The 20636-nt window shown below is 54.8% G+C and carries 20 protein-coding genes; 15 read left to right on the forward strand and 5 right to left on the reverse strand.

Annotation, left to right across the window (positions count from 1 at the left end):
• Positions 1–28: 28 nt before the first annotated feature.
• The 7 genes from smc (at position 29) to def (ending at position 9823) form a co-directional block, all read left to right on the forward strand.
• Positions 29–3601, forward strand: a complete 3573-nt coding sequence (gene smc / locus C8R21_RS05450; protein ID WP_107761791.1) for a chromosome segregation protein SMC — start codon at positions 29–31, stop codon at positions 3599–3601.
• Between the two features lie 7 nt (positions 3602–3608).
• Positions 3609–4934 (forward strand): cell division protein ZipA C-terminal FtsZ-binding domain-containing protein, encoded by a 1326-nt coding sequence (locus C8R21_RS05455; RefSeq protein ID WP_107761792.1) that lies wholly within the window; start codon positions 3609–3611, stop codon positions 4932–4934.
• A complete protein-coding gene (ligA, locus tag C8R21_RS05460; protein WP_107761793.1) occupies positions 4931–7021 on the forward strand; it encodes an NAD-dependent DNA ligase LigA in 2091 nt (696 codons plus the stop codon). The genes C8R21_RS05455 and ligA overlap by 4 nt, the downstream gene beginning before the upstream one ends.
• 12 nt (positions 7022–7033) lie before the next feature.
• Positions 7034–7927, forward strand: a complete 894-nt coding sequence (galU, locus tag C8R21_RS05465) for a UTP--glucose-1-phosphate uridylyltransferase GalU (RefSeq protein WP_107761794.1) — start codon at positions 7034–7036, stop codon at positions 7925–7927.
• A gap of 64 nt (positions 7928–7991) precedes the next feature.
• Positions 7992–8537: a hypoxanthine-guanine phosphoribosyltransferase gene (locus tag C8R21_RS05470; RefSeq protein ID WP_107761795.1), complete on the forward strand. Its 546-nt coding sequence runs from the start codon at positions 7992–7994 to the stop codon at positions 8535–8537.
• 16 nt (positions 8538–8553) lie between these two features.
• Complete coding sequence (locus tag C8R21_RS05475; RefSeq protein WP_107761796.1) at positions 8554–9300, forward strand: S-methyl-5'-thioinosine phosphorylase; 747 nt, start codon at positions 8554–8556, stop codon at positions 9298–9300.
• Positions 9290–9823, forward strand: a complete 534-nt coding sequence (gene def, locus C8R21_RS05480) for a peptide deformylase (protein WP_107761797.1) — start codon at positions 9290–9292, stop codon at positions 9821–9823. The genes C8R21_RS05475 and def overlap by 11 nt, the downstream gene beginning before the upstream one ends.
• A 55-nt stretch (positions 9824–9878) precedes the next feature.
• Here the strand turns inward: def and C8R21_RS05485 are convergent, their stop codons facing one another.
• The 5 genes from C8R21_RS05485 to C8R21_RS05505 all read right to left on the reverse strand — a co-directional run bounded on the left by C8R21_RS05485 (position 9879) and on the right by C8R21_RS05505 (position 12293).
• The gene (locus C8R21_RS05485; RefSeq protein WP_181258862.1) at positions 9879–10466 is read right to left on the reverse strand and encodes a shikimate kinase; all 588 of its coding nucleotides are present in this window, start codon (positions 10464–10466) and stop codon (positions 9879–9881) included.
• 102 nt (positions 10467–10568) lie between these two features.
• Complete coding sequence (locus C8R21_RS05490) at positions 10569–10859, reverse strand: EF-hand domain-containing protein (RefSeq protein WP_146162447.1); 291 nt, start codon at positions 10857–10859, stop codon at positions 10569–10571.
• A gap of 264 nt (positions 10860–11123) precedes the next feature.
• Complete coding sequence (locus tag C8R21_RS05495) at positions 11124–11471, reverse strand: hypothetical protein (RefSeq protein ID WP_107761799.1); 348 nt, start codon at positions 11469–11471, stop codon at positions 11124–11126.
• The gene (locus tag C8R21_RS05500) at positions 11468–11836 is read right to left on the reverse strand and encodes a phage holin family protein (protein ID WP_107761800.1); all 369 of its coding nucleotides are present in this window, start codon (positions 11834–11836) and stop codon (positions 11468–11470) included. The genes C8R21_RS05495 and C8R21_RS05500 overlap by 4 nt, the downstream gene beginning before the upstream one ends.
• Before the next feature lie 37 nt (positions 11837–11873).
• On the reverse strand, positions 11874–12293 hold the full coding sequence (locus C8R21_RS05505) for a DUF883 family protein (protein ID WP_107761801.1): 420 nt from the start codon (positions 12291–12293) through the stop codon (positions 11874–11876).
• Positions 12294–12812: 519 nt separating this feature from the next.
• Between C8R21_RS05505 and rpsB the strand changes: the two genes are divergently transcribed.
• From rpsB to rseP, 8 genes are all read left to right on the forward strand, one after another.
• Complete coding sequence (gene rpsB, locus C8R21_RS05510) at positions 12813–13568, forward strand: 30S ribosomal protein S2 (protein WP_107761852.1); 756 nt, start codon at positions 12813–12815, stop codon at positions 13566–13568.
• A gap of 90 nt (positions 13569–13658) precedes the next feature.
• Complete coding sequence (tsf, locus tag C8R21_RS05515) at positions 13659–14567, forward strand: translation elongation factor Ts (protein WP_107761802.1); 909 nt, start codon at positions 13659–13661, stop codon at positions 14565–14567.
• Positions 14568–14583: 16 nt separating this feature from the next.
• Positions 14584–15300 (forward strand): UMP kinase, encoded by a 717-nt coding sequence (pyrH, locus tag C8R21_RS05520; protein ID WP_074972155.1) that lies wholly within the window; start codon positions 14584–14586, stop codon positions 15298–15300.
• Between the two features lie 143 nt (positions 15301–15443).
• Positions 15444–16001: a ribosome recycling factor gene (frr, locus tag C8R21_RS05525; protein WP_107761803.1), complete on the forward strand. Its 558-nt coding sequence runs from the start codon at positions 15444–15446 to the stop codon at positions 15999–16001.
• Between the two features lie 114 nt (positions 16002–16115).
• On the forward strand, positions 16116–16913 hold the full coding sequence (gene uppS / locus C8R21_RS05530) for a polyprenyl diphosphate synthase (RefSeq protein WP_107761804.1): 798 nt from the start codon (positions 16116–16118) through the stop codon (positions 16911–16913).
• Between the two features lie 45 nt (positions 16914–16958).
• On the forward strand, positions 16959–17771 hold the full coding sequence (locus C8R21_RS05535; protein WP_107761805.1) for a phosphatidate cytidylyltransferase: 813 nt from the start codon (positions 16959–16961) through the stop codon (positions 17769–17771).
• Positions 17772–17773: 2 nt separating this feature from the next.
• Positions 17774–18961, forward strand: a complete 1188-nt coding sequence (gene ispC, locus C8R21_RS05540) for a 1-deoxy-D-xylulose-5-phosphate reductoisomerase (protein WP_107761806.1) — start codon at positions 17774–17776, stop codon at positions 18959–18961.
• Positions 18962–19267: 306 nt separating this feature from the next.
• A complete protein-coding gene (rseP, locus tag C8R21_RS05545; protein WP_107761807.1) occupies positions 19268–20635 on the forward strand; it encodes an RIP metalloprotease RseP in 1368 nt (455 codons plus the stop codon).
• The last annotated feature ends 1 nt before the right edge of the window (position 20636 follow it).

A 20636-nucleotide genomic window follows, 5' to 3' on the forward strand; every position in this document is an offset into this window, starting at 1 on the left:
CACATTATAACTGCTTGCAAACGACAAATTGCGTCTCTCCCACATCAAACTCGCCGGTTTCAAATCCTTTGTTGATCCTACGGAAATTCCCTTTCCAGGGGATCTGGTGGGGGTCGTCGGTCCCAATGGGTGCGGGAAATCCAATGTTATCGACGCTGTCCGCTGGGTTCTGGGTGAATCCAGGGCCTCCGCGCTACGCGGTGAATCGATGCAGGACGTCATTTTTAACGGCTCCACGAGCCGCAAGCCTGTGGGCAGGGCCAGCGTGGAACTGGCGTTTGACAACAGCCTGGGCAAGGCAGCAGGGCAGTGGTCGAGTTATGCGGAGATTTGCATCAAGCGGATATTGAGGCGCGACGGAGAATCCACATACTACATCAATAATATTCACGTGCGGCGTCGCGATATTGCCGATATTTTTCTTGGCACCGGATTGGGGGGGCGCGGCTACGCCATCATCGAGCAGGGAATGATTTCCCGCATCATCGAAGCCAAGCCGGAGGAGGTCCGTGTATTTCTGGAGGAAGCAGCCGGTATTTCCAGATACCGGGAGCGGCGGCGTGAGACGGAATCGCGTCTGGCGGACACCCGCGAAAACCTTTTGCGCGTAAATGATATTTGCCAGGAACTGGAAAAGCAATTGGTGCGTCTTGGGCAGCAGGCGGAAATAGCCCGGCGGTTCGAGGACTTGCAGAGTCGATTGGACAAGGCGCAAAATCTCCTGTGGTTTGCCCGCAAACAGGAAGCCGCATCACAGCGGGCACTGGCGGAAAAGGAAATTCAATCTCTGCAAATAACTCACGAAGCCGAGGCAGCGGCGTTGCGCAGGGCCGAAAAACAGCTTGAGGAAAAGCGCGCGGACCATTTTGGGGCCAGCGATCTCTTGCATGAGGCTCAGGGCGAACTGTATGCGGCCAATGCCGACGTGGCGTACACTGAACAGCAGATACAGCACGTGCGGGAAAATTATCAGCGCATCGCGCAACAGATTGCCGCGATGAAGCACCAGCTTGAGCATTATGCCAGGCAGGCCGATACTGCGGTGGACAGCTTGAATCGCTGGCGCGAAGAGTACGAACAGGCGCGATCGGGCAGCGAGGCAAGTAAACAGAAAGCCACGGTGGAGAATGAAAAATTGCCGCTGGCCGAGACCACCTTTCGCACGTGGCAGGAAAAGCTTGCCGGGACGCAGCGCGACCTGCTGCTGGCAGAGCAGTCGCAGCAGCTTGAAAAAAGTCATCATGCCCATGCTGAAAAGACGCTTCAGCAACTCGAAATACGCCGCAAACGATTGCTGGTTGAGCGCGACGCCTTGCCGGAATCAAAGATCGAGGAGTTATCGGATCTGACTCGGGAGACGGAAGCAATTGCTCATGATCTGAAACAAAAGCAGGAGGAGTTTGCGCAAACAGAAAACCTGCTGCTTGACGCTGAGGAAGTCAAACGCGAGTTTGCGCGCAACGTACAGGTGCTGGAACAGCAGATGGTGCAGGCTGAGGCGCGGCTGAGCGCACTACAGCGTCTGCAGGGACGTCTTGAAAGCAGTGAAGGACTGAACGCCTGGTTTGCAAGGCATCGGCTCGATTCTCTACCGCGGTTGTGGCAAGGCATACAGATCGAGAAGGGTTGGGAAGATGCGCTTGAAGCTGTGCTGCGCGAGCGTTTGAATGGTACACGGGTGGCGCAGTTGGAGGCGGCGCTCGAGTGGGCCAACCCCCCGCCAGGGAAGTGTGCGCTGTTCGAGCCGGCAGGGATGAGGCTGCAAAAGACTACAAAGGCTGCAAAGGTAGCAGAGGCTGAAGAGGTGGGCGACAAACCTGCCAGAGACGGGGGGGCAGGAGTCGCATTGCGATCCTATCTGACCTGCAGCGATACGGGCGTAAAATCTGTAGTGGATGAATGGCTGAGCGGCATATTTGCGATTGATAGCCTCGATGCAGCGCTTTCCCGGCGAAACCTGCTCTCGCCTGGTGAAATGCTGGTGACGCGGGAAGGCTGTGTGGTTACCTGCCATAGCCTCACCTTTTACTCCCCTGACTCGCAATTGCATGGCGTGCTTGCACGGCAACGGGAGATCGCGCAGATTGAAGTGGAAATGGAAGCGCTGAGGGCGAAGCTCGACGTCGAGCAGTCGGCGCTCGATACCGCCGGAGACACGTGTTACGATCTGGAGTCATCCCTGTCCAGTCTGCGTCATGAGAATGAACAGCTTCAGCAATTGCATCATAATGTGCAAATGCAGGCATTGAAGCTGACCCAGGCAACTGAACGCAACGAGCAGAGGCGCGAACAGATCGATTGCGATCTGGCCGAAATCAAACAGGATGCAGAGGCAGAAGCTTCCCGTCAGTGCGACGCCGAAGCAAGGCTTGTCGAGCATGGCGAGCGGATCAAATTCCTGCAGGAGCAGGTGCGAACGGAGCAACGCGCGCGCGAGGCTGCTGAGGAGTCACTCGTCACTCAGCGCCACCTTGCTCAGAATGCATCGAGGGAAATGCAGGAAGCTGCCTTTCATGAAAAAACCTGCGAGCACAAAATCGCGGAAGCGCAAAATACTATCGGGGGAATCGAGCGGAGTGTCGGTGAACTCGGAGTTCAGTTGGAGAAATTGCAGGTCGAGCAAGACAGTTTCGATGAAAGCCATCTGGTAGGAATGCTGCAGGAACGGCTGGAATTGCGTGAGCAGCGTGAACAGAAACTGGCGGAGGCGCGTAATGCCCTGGAAGCCCTGGGTGCGGAATTGCGGCAGATAGAGCAGGAGCGAATGGCTTCCGAACAAAAATTGCATCCGTTGCGTGAGGCAATCAACCATATGCGCCTCAAGGAGCAGGAGGCCAGAATTACCGAGAATCAGTTTGGCGAACAACTGCAGGGGTGCGAAATCTCTGAAGAGGAATTGATAAATTCTCTGGGAAAGACACGTCCTGCCGCATTGCAGAGCGAGGTCAGCCGGTTGCGTGGCGATATCGCCGCGTTGGGACCGGTCAATACTGCGGCGCTCGATGAATTACAGTCTTGCCAGACCCGAAAAACCTATCTCGATTCACAGGCTCAGGACCTGGAAGAGGCGTCGGAAACACTCAGGAACGCAATACGACGCATAGATCGTGAAACCCGTGAGCGACTGCTCGAAACGGTCGAGAAGGTGAATAATCATCTGGGCGACATGTTCCCTACCATATTCGGGGGTGGGCATGCGAAGCTGATGCTCAGAGGTGAAGAAATTCTGGATGCAGGCATACAGATTGTCGCTCAACCGCCTGGCAAGAAAAACAGTTCGATTCATTTGTTATCCGGGGGCGAAAAGGCGCTGACCGCGCTGGCGTTTGTATTCTCGCTGTTTCAACTCAACCCGGCGCCATTTTGTATGCTGGATGAGGTGGACGCTCCCCTGGACGACAGCAATACTGAACGTTTCTGCAATCTTGTGCGGAAGATGTCGCGTCAAACCCAGTTTGTATTTATCAGTCATAACAAAATTACCATGGAAATGGCGCAGCAATTAATAGGGGTTACCATGCAGGAGAAAGGTGTGTCGCGCGTGGTGGCGGTAGAAATGGAGGAGGCTGTAAGACTGGGCGATACAGCCTTGGCAACGTGAAGCGACCATGGGCAATCTAAGTGAATTGCAAATCAGCCTGATCGGCATTGGCATCGTCGTGGTGCTCGGGGTAATCGTTTTTAACTGGACGCAGCAACGCCGCTACCGTCGGAAAGCAGAGCAGGCATTCAGCCGGGAGCACGAGGATATACTCCTGGGAGCGGGTGTATCTGCCAAAGGAGAGGAAAGAATAGAACCTCGCCTCAGCACCGGCGCCGAGCCGCACGATCCTGAAGCCGAACCCGGTACGCATTCAAGTGCTTCCCCGGAAGTAGCCGAACCGGCCCAGAAAGCGAACGTCCATCCAGCTCTCCATCCTCCATCCAGGCCGAAGGCCGGGAAAGCGGTTGAGCGCACCCGGTTTAAAGGACCGGCTTCATTCACTGTGCCTGCCCGCAGATCGGTCGATGAAGATTCTCGCCGTGAAGGAGCCGTTGTTCATGAAAGATTCAGTATACCTGTTGCCGCATCGGGCGATGAGGAAAGATCGGTCGAAGGAGACAGTGTCTCCGACGCAGTGGATTATGTGGTTGAGATCGCCCGTGAGACACCGTTCGCTGATTTAACTCTGGCGGACGTGCTGGATCGTAAATTTGATTTCAGCAAGCCGGTGCGGTGGATGGGGAAGCAGGAAGCAGATGCATCCTGGGAAGAAATCCCGGCGGATACACGTAGCCGGGAGGGCAAAGCGAGCTACGTCAATCTGAAGGGTTGCCTGCAACTGGCTGATCGCGCAGGACCTGTGAGCGAAGTGAGCCTGGGTGAATTTCGCGACATGGCGGAAAGTTTTGCGGCCCGCGTCAATGCAACTGCCCATTGTCCTGACATACATAAAAGCTACAGCCGGGCCCTGATGCTCGATGAATTCTGTACCCAGGTGGATGTCATGGCCGGTATCAATATCATCAGCAGGGATAACAGCGTTTTTACCGGCGCCAAGATTCGCGTCATGGCGGAAGCATGCGGCTTCAAACTGGGGGACGAGGGGATGTTTCATTACCGGGACGAAAACAACGTTGTTTTGTTTTCCCTGGGCAATTATGAGCCACCTCCTTTTCTTCCCGACAGTATTCGAACGCTCACCACTCGTGGCATCACGTTTTTTCTTGACGTGCCGCGAGTTGCCAATGGTGAACGCGTTTTCAATCAGATGGTGCATCTGGCTGAAACTTTCTCCGAAGCACTCGGGGGTTTCATGGTGGATGACAACCGCGTGCCATTGAGCGATAGCGGCATCCGGAAAATCAAGCAGCAATTGAGCAGCATTCAATCCGTGATGATGGCGCGCAATATCCCGCCGGGGGGTCAGATAGCGCTGAGGCTGTTTGGGTGAGTGAACGCTTGAGCGAGATATCGCGTCATCTGCGGGAACTGCGCGATGCAATCGAACTGCATAATATCCGTTATTACGAACTGGACACCCCGACGATTCCCGATGCGGACTTCGACAAGCTGTTCCGTGAACTGGAGGAGCTTGAGCAACGTCATCCCCAACTCATAACGCCCGACTCCCCCACTCAGCGCGTCGGTATTCCTCCCCTCAAAGCGTTTCCCCGGGTCGTTCACCGTACCCCGATGCTTTCCCTGAGCAATGCATTCACGGAGGGTGAGGTAGAGGCATTCGATCGACGCGTGCGCCAGTCCCTCGGCATCACTCACGTCGAGTATGCAGTAGAGCCGAAATTCGATGGTCTGGCAATAAGCCTCTGCTATGAAAATGGCATGCTTGTCTCGGGAGCCACCCGTGGAGATGGTTACATCGGAGAGGATGTGACTTTGAACCTGAAAACCATTCGCAGCATTCCTCTTGGTCTGAAGGCGGCAGACGGGAGCGCCGAAGTTCCTGCATTTCTGGAAGTCCGGGGTGAGGTATTGATGTTGAAAGCGGATTTCGAGCGATTGAATCGGCAGCAGCGTGAAAAGAACGAAAAGACCTTTATAAATCCGCGCAATGCTGCCGCAGGTTCCCTGCGGCAGCTCGATCCCCGCATTACTGCCAATCGCAGCCTGAGGTTCTTCGCATATGGCATCGGTGCGCCCGAAGGGGGAAATGTTTCCCATGATACACACAGCCACTTGCTTGACTATCTCTCGTCACTGCGTTTTCCTGTAATGCGTGAACGCAGGACGGTGACCGGCGTTGCCGGTCTGTTGGAGTATCATCATGAAATAAGTGGATTGCGCGAACAATTGCCTTATGACATCGATGGTACGGTGTACAAGGTCAACGAATTGGAGTATCAGGAAAAACTCGGCTTTGTATCGCGCGCTCCGCGATTCGCGCTCGCCCATAAGTTCCCGGCACAGGAGGCAGCGACCGAATTGCTTGGAATCGATGTGCAGGTAGGCAGAACGGGGGCGCTGACCCCGGTGGCGCGCCTCAAGCCCGTATTCGTCGGGGGCGCGACCGTCACCAATGCGACCTTGCATAACGAAGATGAGATCCGGCGCAAGGACGTCATGATAGGTGATCGGGTAACGGTACGGCGAGCGGGAGATGTCATTCCGGAAGTGGTCGCAGTTCAGAAAGAAAGCCGACCGTCGGACGCGAAACCTTTCGTGATGCCTGAGCACTGTCCAGTGTGCGGCTCCAGGACGATTCGACTGCCCGGAGAAACCCTGACCCGCTGCACGGGCGGATTGTTTTGCCCCGCTCAACGGAAACAGGCAATTCTGCATTTTGCCTCGCGTCGCGCCATGAACATCCACGGGCTGGGCGATAAGCTGGTGGATCACCTGGTGGACAATGCCATCATTCGAACCCCCGCAGACTTGTATAAGCTGGGGTTGGCCGCGCTCGCCGAGCTGGATCGGATGGGGGAAAAATCGGCGGGAAATATTATCAACGAAATTGAAAAAAGCAAAGACACGATCCTGGCCCGATTCATCTATTCCCTGGGTATTCGCAACGTAGGCGAGGCCACTGCGAGGGACCTAGCCCGCTATTTTGGAGGGCTCGACCGCCTGATGGACGCAGACGTGGAAACTTTGCAGCAGGTATCGGATGTGGGCCCTGTCGTCGCCCAAAGCATTGCCGATTTTTTTGGCGAAAGGCACAATCGTGAGGTTGTAGAGCAACTGCGCGCTGCGGGAATACGCTGGAAAGAAGATGCGGGAACACAGACAACAGATCATGCAGCCGGTTCTGCACATCTGGAGGCAGGCCCCGCACGCAGCAAAATTGCTGACAGAATCTTTGTGCTGACGGGAACCCTGCCGACCATGAGCCGGGAGGAGGCCAGGGAGAAAATTGAAGCGATGGGAGGGAAGGTTGCCGGCAGTGTGTCCAAAAAAACGGATTACGTCGTCGCGGGCGCGGACCCGGGCAGCAAGTATGACAAGGCGGTTGAATTGGGAGTGGCGCTTCTTGACGAAGCGGAATTGATACGATTGTTGCAGGCTTCGCAGGCGGATTCTTGAACGGGTGGGTTAATGCCAAAAATACGTAAAGCAGTTTTTCCTGTGGCAGGAATGGGCACGCGTTTTCTCCCCGCGACGAAGGCAAGTCCCAAGGAAATGATGCCGATTGTAGACAAGCCGCTGATTCAGTACGCGGTCGAAGAGGCGATCGCAGCGGGTATCACGGAGATGATTTTCATAACAGGCCGTCACAAGCGCGCCATTGAAGACCATTTCGACAAAGCGTACGAAATGGAAAGCGAGTTGGAGGCACGTGGCAAAAATGAAACGCTGGAAATGTTGCGAAGCATTCTGCCTAAAAATATTCATTGTATTTATATCCGCCAATCAGAAGCGCTTGGGTTAGGCCATGCGATACTTTGCGCGCGTCCCGCGGTCGGAAATGATCCTTTTGCCGTGCTGCTGGCAGACGACTTGCTCGTGGGAGATGAGCCGATCATGCGGCAGTTGGGCAAGGTGTACGAGGAGAATGGCTGTTCGATTCTGGCCGTACAGAATATCGAGCCTGAAGACACGGTAAACTATGGCATCGTGAAATGCGGCCCCGGAATGAATGGATTGCATCCCATTACCGGTATCGTGGAAAAACCTCAGCCGAAGAATGCACCCTCCACCCTGGGTGTCGTGGGCCGCTATATTTTGACCCCGAAGATCTTCGAGCATCTGGAAAGGGTGCAACCGGGTGCCGGAGGGGAGATTCAACTGACCGATGGAATCGCATCGCTTCTGCGGGAAGAACGGGCGCTGGCGTACGAATTTCGCGGAACGCGTTACGATTGCGGGAGCAAGATAGGATACCTCAAGGCCACGATTGCGCTGGCGCTCCAGCACCCGGAGGTCGGGCAGGAGTTTGCGGCGTATCTCGATGCCAGATGCGCCAAAGGCACCCCGCATACCAGCGTCTAGCCATCTATCCGCTGCCCGATCGAATTTTTCCTGTTCCTCATTCTTCATCAGGTTATCCGTGCCGATGCTCCCATACCAGGATGCACAGAAAATTCTGAGAGAAGCAGAGCAGATATTTCCTGCTGATGCTGTAGTGGAAACCGTCAGGCGTATGGCAGTCGATATTACGGCTGTCCTGGCACATCGTTATCCTTTGGTGCTGAGCATCATGGGAGGCGCGGTCGTGTTTACCGGGCAACTGCTTCCCCTGCTGGAGTTCCCGCTTAATTTCGATTATCTTCATGTCAGCCGTTACGCTGAAAAAATGCGGGGTGGCAGGATCGACTGGAAAGTCTCGCCGGGCGAGAATGTGCAAGACCGGGTCGTACTGGTGGTGGATGATATCCTTGATGAAGGAATTACGCTCGCCGCCATACGTGAATGGGTGATGAGCCACGGCGCAGCAGCATTTTATAGCGCCGTTTTCGCCGATAAGGATATTGCCAGCCCCAAGCCGATCAGGGCGGATTTTGTGGGTCTTGTGGTGCCGAACCGCTACGTCTTCGGCTTCGGCATGGATATATATGGCGCCTGGCGCAATTTGCCCGCCATCTATGCCTTGAAAGAGTGAGGTAAAATCCAGAGATATGCTTGCAATTATTGGCGGGACCGGAATGGCCCAGCTTGAGTGTCTTGAAATTTCCCATCAGAAAGTTGTAACGACCCCTTATGGGGAACCATCAGGTCCTCTGACTTTTGGCAAGATACGTAACAATACGGTCGTTTTTCTGGCGCGTCATGGATATGGCCATACGATTCCCCCTCACGAGGTGAATTACCGCGCCAATCTGTGGGCATTGCAGTCGGTGAATCTGACGAGGGTGATAGCGGTTGCTTCGGTAGGTGGAATCCGTCCTGATCTCGCACCGGGCACGGTGGTGATTCCCGACCAGATCATCGACTATACCCACAGTCGCAAGTACACCTATTACGATGGCAAGGACCGGTCAGTGACCTACATCGATTTCACCGAGCCCTATTGTCCTTTGACCCGCAAGCGTCTCCTGGAAGCAGCAGGATGTGCCGGCGAAAAGGTGCTTGACGGAGGGGTTTATGGGGCAACCCAGGGGCCGCGACTCGAAACTGCGGCTGAAATCAACCGGCTGGAGCGGGATGGGGTTGACATGGTTGGAATGACGGGTATGCCCGAGGCCGCGCTTGCCAAGGAGTTGGGCCTGTGCTATGCAACCATGGGAGTAGTCGCAAATTATGCGGCCGGCCGTAAAAGCAGTGCTCATCTCATCCGCCTGGATGAGGCGCATGCCGTTCTGGAAAAAACGATGGTCAGGGTCAGAAATATTCTCGAATGGGTGGTAACGCTCGATGCCGATTAAACCTGTCCTCAAAATGGGCGATCCCCGCTTACTGGAAGTGGCTCGGAAGGTGGAGAATTTCAGCACCCCTGAGTTCGAAACATTGCTTCGAGACATGCATGATACGATGGAGGCGCTGGAAGGCGCCGGCCTGGCTGCACCGCAGATCGGGATCGGCCTGCAGGTTGTCATTTTCGGGGTGAAGAGTAATCCGCGCTATCCAGATGCGGAGGAGGTACCCTACACGGTGCTGGCAAATCCGGTACTGACCCCTCTCACGGAATATATGGAGCAGGATTGGGAAGGCTGCCTCAGCGTTCCCGGCATGCGCGGGATGGTCCCCCGGTATGCCAGAATACGTTATGAGGGTTCGGACCAATATGGTAACCGCATAGACCGGACGGTGGAGGGATTTCACGCCCGGGTGGTGCAACACGAATGCGATCACTTGCAGGGGATTCTCTACCCGATGCGGATTACTGATTTTCGCACGTTCGGTTTTACCGATGTGCTGTTCCCGGACAGGCCACCCTTAGCCGAGTAGCGATTTCCCAATCGGCGGAAGGGAAACGAACAGAACCTTCCAACCGCTTTTTATTTTATCCGGTACGGGATGAGATCGTCAGCTGTTGTGCCAGCGATTGAGCCAGATGCCGAGGGCTTCGTTTCCCGCTCTCAACCACGATATGCGCTGTCTCCCGGTATAACGGGTCACGCTGCACAAACAGTTCAGCCAGTCTTGCGCGGGGGTCGGAGGTTTGCAGCAGCGGACGGTTCTTGTCATGCCGGGTGCGGCGCCATAAATCGTCGATGGACGTTCGCAGATATATCACGGTGCCGCCGTGCTTCAGCATTGTCCGGTTTGCTCCGCTCAATACGGCTCCGCCTCCCGTCGCCAGAATGATATTCCTTGCATTCATGAGTTCGGACAATATCTCGGTTTCGCGCCTGCGAAAGCCGGCTTCTCCTTCGATCTCGAAGATCGTGGGAATGCTGACACCCGTTCGTTTCTGTATTTCCCGATCCGAGTCGTAAAAGGTTTTTTCCAGGAAATGGGAGAGGAGTCTGCCCACCGTCGTTTTTCCGGCGCCCATCATCCCGACCAGGAAGATGTTGCCGGTGGCTGTGCGAGTGTCAGGCTCCCCTTTCGCATCAACTGCGGGAACAACTGCATCTGTTGAAATCATCGGGAGAATTGTAGCGGAAATACAGGTGTTACACCTATTCCACCGCCTCGAGTTTTCAATGCTCCGCCCGATTTTTCACAGGGAATATCAAAAGACCGCTGCTCACTTCTCCCGCATGGGAGGCACTTTGGTGAACTCATTCCTGTTCAGTCTGCCATCCCGGTCGATATCAAGACTGTGGAAAACCTGGGGAGACATTTTCTGCACCGCGGCCTCCCTCATGGTTATGTACCCATCTTCATCGGTGTCGTACAGTTCCCAGGGCGGCGTGACAACTTCACGCACATCCGGTTTTCGTTCCGCGGAAACTTCCGCGAAGACCAAGGCCGGAAGGCCGAAAGCAACGATTATAAACGCGATGCTAATGCTTCCTGATATATAGCGACTTTTCAAATCAACTCCACTGAATTGCGGTTGCGATTGCACGCAGGGGGCGGAGGGAGCAGAAAACTCCGCGCGACCGTATGGATTGGGATTGGCTCGCCTAATTCATCAAAAAGTAAACGATGATTAAAACAAACGCAGGCACACCCAGAAGCCAGGCAATAAAATATTTCCCCATCATAATTCTCCCGAGAAAACTGAAAAACCTTTCTCCATGACAATTTTTCCTGTGCTTTTTAAATGACGGTGCTTCTATTGCTTCCACACTCGAAGTTACATCCGCCCGCGGGAATTCAGCGACCTTATCACCGCCGGCAGAACCTCACGCATCAGCAGGGTTCTCGCGCTGCTGCCCAGGACGCCGGAGGACAGGGCAATGCCGCTTTTTACCGCTTTGCTCAACGATCTGGAGGGTACTGTGGACAACACGACTAACAGACCCAGTGAGATAGAGTAGGGGTGGCGCGCTATGAACCTGAATGTTCGGCTGCGCGGAAAAACATCGTCGTCCGTCGCCTCCGTTCGCTCATCCTCATGTCCATATCTGGATCGATATTCCCTGCGGGTGGCGTTCATCCGCTCCAACAGCGCCTTTTTTTCATATTCCAGTGAGGTGCTCATACAATATCCTTCATCAGCTTGATATCCTGCTGCAGTTCATCACGCACGGTATCAAAAGCTGAAACAGAATCTGTCTGACCGGGGGTTGTGAAATAAACTACAAAGGCAGTCAAGGCATAGAAAGCGACAACCCCCCAGGCGGAGACCACGCGATAGGGGGTGTCCCAGAAAGTAACGATCACCGCAACTCCTGCGAACACCAGACTCAAGACGGAGAGAAACCCTATCACGACGTAGCCGATCAACCGTCGCTTGAAATTCTTCCCCTGAATCTCCACGGATATTTTTACCAGCTCAAGGTATTCGCTGAGGCGTTCCAGGATAAGAGCTCCAATTTCTTTCGCTTTTTTAATGGTCTCAAACATGGCGGTTCATCTCGGGTTAAGTAGCGGAACGCGTAGCTTAACGACGGGCCAGCAACAGGCCGATTATCAGGCCGATCCCGGCCGCGTAGCCAACCGATTGAAGAGGGTGGTCACGTATGCACTCCTTCGAGCACTCGACGGCATAGTCGAATTGTTCTTGGGCATCCTCCGCCAGGTCGTGGGCAGCCTCGCGAGTGTCAGCAATTTTTGCCATAAGTTTTTCCTTGGCTTCTTCCAGGTCAACGTCTGACAGATTGGGAATGCGGGAAATGAGATCATCCAGGTCAGCTCTCAGTTTTGCAAATTCGTCCCTTGCCACCGATCCGACTTCCTGACCTGCCGATTTCGCTGCCCGGCCTACACGCCGGGCCGCATCGCCCGCATGCTGAGTCATATTCTCCGCAGCTTCCCGAGTATCGTTCGCCGCATTCTCATTCTTTGAGGTATCCTGTGCCATGTTCTTCTCCTTTATTTGGTTTCATTGAAAGATGGGCGGTACTTGTTCAGTACGCGTCAGGTGCCAGTTTCCGGCAGTTGCAGATGCCGGTCTGTTCGTTGACACACATAGCACATCCATAGGTTCTAATCCGCAGATTCCCCTCAACTCCCCTCCGCGAGCGGGGTGCTCCTCTCCTGTGAATAGTGGGACCACTGTATCCGTACCTGGCGTTGCACAAGTTCAATTGAGTGAATCAATTCAGGAATGGTATAATCTATAGTTAGCTCGGCCTCATCCAGTTTGCAGACGCAGGTTTGTTCGCAAGATTGAGTCCTGCTGCCATTCTTTCCGCGGTACTGCTTCGCGCCGCTACAGTTGCTGCGGGTAGCGTTCATTACTGCATCCAGATGGGACGGCCAAGTTAAACGTCGGTTGTCGGTTCAAATTCACACATCTGCCTGTTTCGAAAAGGGTGCTCTGCATAGAAGGGGAGCAACTATGGCGGATGGAGGCTCAACCCTTAAAAGAGGAAATTTTATGTCAGTAACGATGCGGCAAATGCTGGAGGCAGGAGTCCATTTCGGACATCAGACCCGCTTCTGGAGTCCCAGGATGGCACCCTATATTTTTGGCCATCGCAACAAGATACACATCATCAATCTGGAAAAAACCCTGGTAATGTACCAGGAAGCGATGAATTACGTGCGTCAGTTGGCGGCCAACAAGGGCACGATTTTATTTGTCGGAACCAAGCGGCAGGCACGGGACATCGTGCGCGAGGAAGCGATGCGCTGCGGGTCGCCCTTTGTCGACCAACGCTGGCTCGGTGGAATGCTCACCAACTTCAAGACGATCAAGCAATCCGTTAAAAGACTCCATGATATGGAAACGATGATGGAGGATGGAACGCTTGACAAGCTTTCCAAGAAAGAAGCATTGGATCTGCAGCGCGAACTGGAGAAACTCAATCGCAGTCTGGGAGGCATCAAGGACATGAAGAGTCTGCCGGATGCCATGTTCGTTATCGATGTCGGCTATCAGAAAGGGGCGATAACCGAGGCCAGGAAGCTCGGTATCCCTATCGTCGGTATTGTGGACAGTAACCATAGTCCGGCCGGTGTGGATTATGTCATTCCCGGAAACGACGATTCCAGCCAGGCAATTCGCCTTTATGCTCGCGGTGTCGCGGACGCCATTCTGGAAGGCCGAAATCAGGCCATCCAGGAAATTGTACAGGGTGTACAGGGCGATTTCGAGGAAGTGGATGAGGCAGTAGCCGGCGAACAGGGATAAGGGATAAATTTCGTCGGAGTGGGGCACGTGAATCCGTGCCGGAGGCGCACACATCCAGCGCTTCTTTTTTGAAAATTATCTGGAGCGAATATGGCGGAAATCACCGCACAAATGGTGAAGGAATTGCGCGAGATGACGGGTCTCGGCATGATGGAGTGTAAGAAGGCCTTGACTGAAACCGACGGAGACATGAAAGCCGCGGAAGACCTTCTGCGGATCAAGAGTGGTGCCAAGGCGAGCAAGGCAGCCGGACGGACTGCAGCGGAAGGGATGGTGGCGGCTCATATCGCACGTGACGGCAGGAGCGGTGCGCTGGTGGAAGTCAACTGCGAAACCGATTTTGTCGCAAGGAACGAGGACTTCATCCGCTTTGCGCACAGTCTTGCAGAATTGCTGACAACGGAAAGCATAGCGGACAACGAAGCGCTCGCAAATGCCAGGTTGGCAAACGGTGAAAGTGTAGAGGAGTTCCGGAAAGCCCTCGTAATGAGGCTGGGCGAGAATATCAGCATACGCCGTTTTGCGCACTATCAGGTGGCCGGTTCGCAGGATCGTCTTGCATCCTATCTGCACGGGGCAAAAATAGGAGTCATGATCGATTATACGGGTGGCGATCAGGTCCTGGGCAAGGACCTCGCGATGCATATCGCCGCCAGCAAGCCGGTGTGCGTGTCAAGCGAACAGGTCTCTCCGGAGCTGCTGGAGCGTGAACGCCAGATATATACCGCCCAGGCAGCGGAGAGCGGGAAGCCGGCCGATATCGTTGCGCGCATGGTCGATGGCCGTATTGCCAAATATCTCGCCGAGATAACGCTTCTGGGGCAGTCGTTCGTCAAAAATCCGGATCAGACGGTGAAACAGCTGCTCGCAGAAAAATCCGCCCAGGTCAACGGTTTTACTTTGTATATCGTTGGGGAAGGGATAGAAAAGAAATCTGGCGATTTTGCTGCCGAAGTCATGGCGCAAGTGGGTCAGGCCAACCAGGAAAAAGCTTCTTAGCCCGGCCGGATTGCTCATGACCTTACCCGCTTATAAGCGCATCCTGCTGAAGCTCTCGGGCGAAGCTCTCATGGGTGACGATAGTTATGGCATCAACCGGGATGTAATCGAGCGAATCGTGGCCGAGATAGCCGAAGTGAATCAGATGGGTGTCGAGGTTGCGGTAGTGATAGGCGGTGGCAACATTTTCCGGGGGATGACCTCCTCCGCGGAAGGCATGGACCGAGCGACCGCGGACTATATGGGAATGCTGGCTACCGTCATGAATGCGCTAGCGTTGCAGGATGCGATGCGCCGGGCGGGCCTGGTGAGCAGGGTGCAATCCGCCCTGCGCATCGATCAGGTGGTGGAACCGTATATCCGGGGCAAGGCAATACGCTACCTGGAGGCAGGCAAGGTGGTCATTTTTGCCGCCGGCACCGGTAATCCATTTTTTACGACTGATACAGCGGCGGCTCTGCGGGGAATGGAGATGAACGTGGATATCGTGCTCAAGGCCACCAAGGTCGATGGCGTATATACCACTGATCCCAAGGTAAACCCGGACGCAGAACGCTACCAGAGGCTGTCGTTCGATACAGCTATTGCCGAGAATCTCAAGGTAATGGACGCGACGGCGCTGACGTTGTGCCGCGACCAGAAGCTTCCGCTCAAAGTCTTCAGTATCTTCAAGGCGGGAGCGTTGAAACGGGTAGTCATGGGTGAAGAAGAGGGTACGTTGGTAGAGGTCTGAGTGCTTTCTGGCTACCCTGACTACTGACTATCTGGCCGGACTTATAGAGCACCACAGCTTGAATTGTCGGCATCATGCTGCGGCAGGGGTGCCGAAATCAGGATGGCCTTGGGCTATAATCATTTACGTCATTTCTAACTATCATGATTGCCGAGATAAAAAAATCCGCCGAGCAGAAAATGCAGAAAAGCCTGGAAGCATTGAAACTGGATCTGGGCAAGATACGAACCGGGCGCGCCCATACGGGTCTGCTGGATCACGTCACCGTGGATTATTACGGGAATCCGACAGCAATCAACCAGGTGGCAAACATCAACCTTGCGGATGCCCGCACCATTACCGTAGCGCCATGGGAAAAAAAGATGCTGGGGGCGATAGAAAAAGCTATCCGCAATTCAGACCTGGGGTTGAATCCCGCGACCGTAGGTGAATTGATCCGCGTACCCATGCCGCCGCTCACCGAGGAACGGAGGCGCGATCTCACCAAGGTGGTAAAGCATGAGGGGGAAGCGGCGCGCGTGGCAATGCGAAACATTCGCCGGGACGCAAATGCGCATCTGAAGGACCTGCTCAAGGAAAAAAAGATTGCCGAGGATGAAGAACGCCGGGGGCAGGATGATATCCAGAAACTTACCGATCGCTATATCGCGGAAATAGACAAGCTCCTCCAGGTCAAAGAAGCCGAGTTGATGGCCGTATAAATGGAGTAATATTGCGGGAAGTGAAAGCAGGTGTCTTCGCTTGCTTGTTCCGGAGTACCGCACCTGAAATAAAAACACCTTCGATTTCAATTTTGCATCTCAACCGTATTCTCCATGCCAGCCATCATCAGTTCGACCCGGGAAATACCTGAAACTGGCGAAGTACCGCGGCACGTCGCCATCATCATGGATGGCAATGGACGTTGGGCAAAAAACCGGTTCATGCCGCGCATGGCAGGCCACAAGCGTGGGGTGGAGACAGTGCGCTCCGCAATCCGGTCCTGCATGGAGCGGGGTGTCGAATACCTGACATTATTTGCCTTCAGCAGCGAAAACTGGCGCAGGCCACCTGAAGAAGTCGCGTTCCTGATGCAGTTGTTCATAAGCGTCCTGGAGCAGGAGGTGTCCAAGCTGCATGAGAACGGTATCCGCTTCAAGGTAATCGGGGATCTATCGAGATTCGAACCGAAGATCGTCGAGTTCATACGCAACGGCGAGGCGCTCACGGCTGCCAATGAACGGTTTACGCTGACTATTGCGGCTAATTACGGCGGACGGTGGGATATCATGCAAGCTGTTCGAAAAATGCTTACCGAATGTCCTCATTTGGCGACGACTTTCGATGAAAAAGACCTGATGCAGTATTTTGCCCTCAACCATGCGCCGGAACCCGATCTATTCATTCGTACCGGAGGCGAAAAGCGCATCAGCAACTTCCTTCTCTGGCAACTGGCATACACCGAGCTCTATTTTACCGACACGTTATGGCCGGATTTTGATACGCGCGCCCTGGATCTCGCCATCCAGTCTTATCAGCAACGCGAGCGCCGATTTGGACGAACCAGCGAGCAGCTTCAGGCGGCATCATCCTTGCGTGGGGGGAGAGAAGTCGCCGAGAAAGCGACGGCATAGCTTCCACACGTTCCGGATCCGTGCTTTTTACTGACCGTCTCAACTATGCTCCGGGCACGGATTCTTACCGCCGTCATTATGTTATCCGCCTTTCTGGCGGCGTTGTTCTATCTATCTCCCATCTTCTGGATGGCGTTACTGCTTGCGCTGACAACCGCCGGCTCCCTGGAATGGACCCGGCTTGCCAGGTTCTCTCTCAACCATACCATCGCTTATCTTTTATTAACGGTACTGCTGGCAGGCGAGCTCCTGTTTGTATTGAGCGACGCAGTTGCTGTTGATCCCTATACGCCCTCATTCGTGGGGGTTTACGTTGCATCGCTGATATTCTGGATCTTCGGCGCGACGATTTTCCTGAAATCAAAGCGTCCTGTCGGGAGTCCCGTCCTGCTCGCGTTTATCGGCTGGCTGGTGCTGCTGCCGACTTGTCTTGCGTTATACCAGCTGCGCGCAATCGATCCGCTCCTCCTGCTCGGGTTCATGAGCGCCATCTGGCTATCCGATACGGCAGCGTATTTTTCCGGGCGCACTTGGGGAAAAAACAAACTTGCGCCGAGCATCAGTCCCGGTAAAACCTGGGAGGGTGTGGCTGGAGCGCTTGTTGCGGTACTGCTTTACGCGCTTATCTGGAGTTACGGCGAGGACGCGATTCCCGCCACGGTATTGATCCCGCTGCTGCTGCTTCTTGCCGCGCTGGGAATCGTGGGCGATTTATTTGAATCGCTGATGAAGCGTCACGCCGGGCTCAAGGACAGCGGCGCTATTTTGCCGGGCCACGGTGGTATACTTGACAGGATCGATGCACTGACTTCAACCCTGCCGATTGCGGCTTTGGCACTTCTCCTGCTACATACCTGATCATGATCGCTGTTCGTCATCTCACCATTCTGGGTTCCACAGGAAGCATCGGCGTAAGCACGCTGGACGTAGTGGCGCGTCACCCCGACCGTTTTCGCGTCGTGGCCCTTACCGCGAACAAGAGTGTCCAGAAAATTCTGGAACAATGCCGGCGCTTCGAGCCGCGCTATGCGGTGCTACTCGATGAGGCCAGCGCGGAACGGCTGCGGGTGGAAATTCGTGGAGCAGGCCTTGCCACTGAAGTGCTTTGGGGTGTGGATTCGCTGGAAAAGGTCGCTTCTCTGCCGGATGTGGATACCGTGATGGCAGCGATCGTGGGCGCGGCCGGGATACGTCCCACATTTGCAGCGGCTGCGACCGGCAAGCGGGTATTGCTTGCCAACAAGGAAACAATGGTGATGGCGGGGCGCATATTCACGGACGTGGTCAAGGAAAATCACGCCACCCTGCTCCCGATCGATAGCGAACACAATGCCATTTTCCAGTCCCTGCCGCAGCACTTCAGCGGCGATCTGCGCGCAGTGGGGGTGCGCCGCATTCTGCTGACCGCATCAGGTGGGCCGTTTCGCCAGATGCCGCTGGCCGCACTGGAAAATGTAACACCCGGGCAGGCGTGTGCTCATCCCAATTGGGTAATGGGGCAGAAGATTTCTGTCGATTCCGCTACCATGATGAACAAGGGGCTCGAAGTGATCGAAGCGCACTGGCTGTTCGAAGCGCCGCCCGAGCAAATAGAGGTCGTCATTCACCCGCAGAGCATCATTCATTCCATGGTGGAATATGTGGATGGCTCGGTATTGGCACAACTGGGGAATCCTGATATGCGTACTCCCATTGCCCATGCACTTGGTTTCCCTGAACGGATGGAGACTGGAGTCAACCCTCTGGATATGTTCAAGATCGCCCGGCTGGATTTCGAAGCCCCCGATTTTGAACGCTTTCCCTGCCTGCGACTGGCATATCAGGCGCTGGCAAGCGGGGGAAGCGCCCCGGCTGTGCTGAACGCTGTCAATGAAGTGGCGGTGGATTCCTTTCTCAAATGCCTAATGCCATTCACAGCCATTCCCGCCATGATCGAGGATGTCATGCAGACAATTGACCGCAGGGACATTGCGACTCTGGATGATGTGCTGGCGGCAGACGGCGTGGCGCGCGAAGCGGCCCGAGAATGGCTGACGTGCCTGGCGTAACGTGTCCCAATCATTGGCCTTTCCGGCAGGCCGGACAACGGTTTATCCACTCCCTCTGAGGAAAGCTTCTCATTCATCCGGGGGACCCGAATATTCGGCTGGTTCCGGCAGTGCTTATCCAGGCGCTGTGGCAGATGTGAGTCCGCAGTGCGTCGGATCCGTTTGCGGGGTCAGCTTTACCCGTTCCGCCGATTGCGCAGGCTCCATCAGTCCTAATTGCGACTTCCATTTCATCCATGCGAAGATGGAAGACTTCCTTTACTTCCCCGTATCAGAGAGTCTGCCGGAACGCAGACCTGCAGAAGCATGACATTCCTTTTCACCCTTGCCGCTTTCGTCGTCGCCCTCGGCCTGCTGATCGTGTTTCACGAATTCGGTCATTACCTCATCGCTCGTTGGTGTGGAGTAAAAGTGCTGCGTTTCTCCATCGGCTTTGGTCGCCCGCTGATGCGGAAGCAGGTGGGAAAAGACCAGACCGAATGGGTTATCGCAGCCTTTCCTCTGGGCGGCTATGTGAAGATGCTCGATGAACGTGAAGGAACGGTTGCACCGGAGGAGTTTCAACGCTCATTCAACCGCAAGCCGGTTTCGCAGCGGTTTGCTATTGTTGCAGCGGGGCCGGTCGCGAATTTTCTGCTGGCAATCGTCCTTTACTGGCTGCTGTTCATGCTGGGCATCAATGCGATGAAGCCTGTTCTCGGACCTGTTGCTCCCGCAACCCCGGCGGCATTTGCCGGCTTCGAGAAGGGCGACACTCTGAGGCGAATCGAGGGTGAACCGGTGGAAACCTGGCAGGATGCGCGCTGGCTGCTATTGTCCCATGCCGTGGAACGACCTCCTTCACTTGCCGTGGAGGTGACTGACATCCATGGGCAGGCCGGGCTGCGGACGCTGGATTTGAGCAGCATCCAGGCGGATGATCTGGATGCGGAGTTTTTGAAGAAAATCGGCCTCAGCACTTATCAGCCCGAGGTTAAGCCTGTCATTTCTCAGGTTATACCCGATAGTGCCGGAAGCCGCGCGGGCTTGCTGCCAGGCGATGAGGTCCTGGCAGTAAACGGGCGGAAAGTTTCCCTGTGGCAAGACCTGGTGCAACAGGTGCGAGACCGGCCGGGATCATCGCTCATGCTGGAAATCCGGCGTGACGGGGCCGTGATCGACAAGGAGGTTATTCCGGACAGCGTCACAGAGAATGGAGAAAAAATCGGGAAAATTGGAATTGCGCCGCGGATTGATTCCGATGAGATCGAAAAGCTGTTGATCGAGGTGCGCTACCCCCTGGGCACCGCTTTTGTCAAGGCGATAAACAAAACCTGGGAAACTTCGAAGTTCACTTTGCAAATGTTCGGAAAAATGCTGGCAGGTGAAGTGTCCTGGAAGAATGTAAGTGGCCCCATCACTATTGCCGATTATGCAGGAAAATCTGCCCAGATGGGTCTTTCGCCTTATCTGGGTTTTCTCGCCCTGATCAGTGTCAGTTTGGGGGTATTGAACCTGCTGCCCATTCCCGTACTGGATGGAGGGCATTTAATGTATTATGTCATCGAAATCGTCAAGGGCAGTCCGCTCTCCGCGAAAGCGATGGAAATCGGTCAGCAGGTGGGGATGGCACTTTTGTTTGCCCTGATGGCTTTTGCCATTTATAACGACATAAACCGCCTCATCCCCGGTTAAA

The organism is Nitrosospira multiformis, assembly GCF_003050865.1.
Taxonomy (GTDB): Bacteria; Pseudomonadota; Gammaproteobacteria; order Burkholderiales; family Nitrosomonadaceae; genus Nitrosospira; species Nitrosospira multiformis_E.

Bases quoted from the DNA above. Each gene is read 5' to 3' on its own strand.
- rpsB (WP_107761852.1), top strand. From the start codon at position 12,813: ATGTCAGTAACGATGCGGCAAATGCTGGAGGCAGGAGTCCATTTCGGA.
- C8R21_RS05535 (WP_107761805.1), top strand. From the start codon at position 16,959: ATGCTCCGGGCACGGATTCTTACCGCCGTCATTATGTTATCCGCCTTT.
- C8R21_RS05470 (WP_107761795.1), top strand. From the start codon at position 7,992: ATGCTCCCATACCAGGATGCACAGAAAATTCTGAGAGAAGCAGAGCAG.
- galU (WP_107761794.1), top strand. From the start codon at position 7,034: ATGCCAAAAATACGTAAAGCAGTTTTTCCTGTGGCAGGAATGGGCACG.
- pyrH (WP_074972155.1), top strand. From the start codon at position 14,584: ATGACCTTACCCGCTTATAAGCGCATCCTGCTGAAGCTCTCGGGCGAA.
- C8R21_RS05500 (WP_107761800.1), bottom strand. From the start codon at position 11,836: ATGTTTGAGACCATTAAAAAAGCGAAAGAAATTGGAGCTCTTATCCTG.
- frr (WP_107761803.1), top strand. From the start codon at position 15,444: ATGATTGCCGAGATAAAAAAATCCGCCGAGCAGAAAATGCAGAAAAGC.
- uppS (WP_107761804.1), top strand. From the start codon at position 16,116: ATGCCAGCCATCATCAGTTCGACCCGGGAAATACCTGAAACTGGCGAA.
- ispC (WP_107761806.1), top strand. From the start codon at position 17,774: ATGATCGCTGTTCGTCATCTCACCATTCTGGGTTCCACAGGAAGCATC.
- rseP (WP_107761807.1), top strand. From the start codon at position 19,268: ATGACATTCCTTTTCACCCTTGCCGCTTTCGTCGTCGCCCTCGGCCTG.
- C8R21_RS05455 (WP_107761792.1), top strand. From the start codon at position 3,609: ATGGGCAATCTAAGTGAATTGCAAATCAGCCTGATCGGCATTGGCATC.
- C8R21_RS05485 (WP_181258862.1), bottom strand. From the start codon at position 10,466: ATGATTTCAACAGATGCAGTTGTTCCCGCAGTTGATGCGAAAGGGGAG.
- tsf (WP_107761802.1), top strand. From the start codon at position 13,659: ATGGCGGAAATCACCGCACAAATGGTGAAGGAATTGCGCGAGATGACG.
- C8R21_RS05495 (WP_107761799.1), bottom strand. From the start codon at position 11,471: ATGAGCACCTCACTGGAATATGAAAAAAAGGCGCTGTTGGAGCGGATG.
- C8R21_RS05505 (WP_107761801.1), bottom strand. From the start codon at position 12,293: ATGGCACAGGATACCTCAAAGAATGAGAATGCGGCGAACGATACTCGG.
- def (WP_107761797.1), top strand. From the start codon at position 9,290: ATGCCGATTAAACCTGTCCTCAAAATGGGCGATCCCCGCTTACTGGAA.
- C8R21_RS05475 (WP_107761796.1), top strand. From the start codon at position 8,554: ATGCTTGCAATTATTGGCGGGACCGGAATGGCCCAGCTTGAGTGTCTT.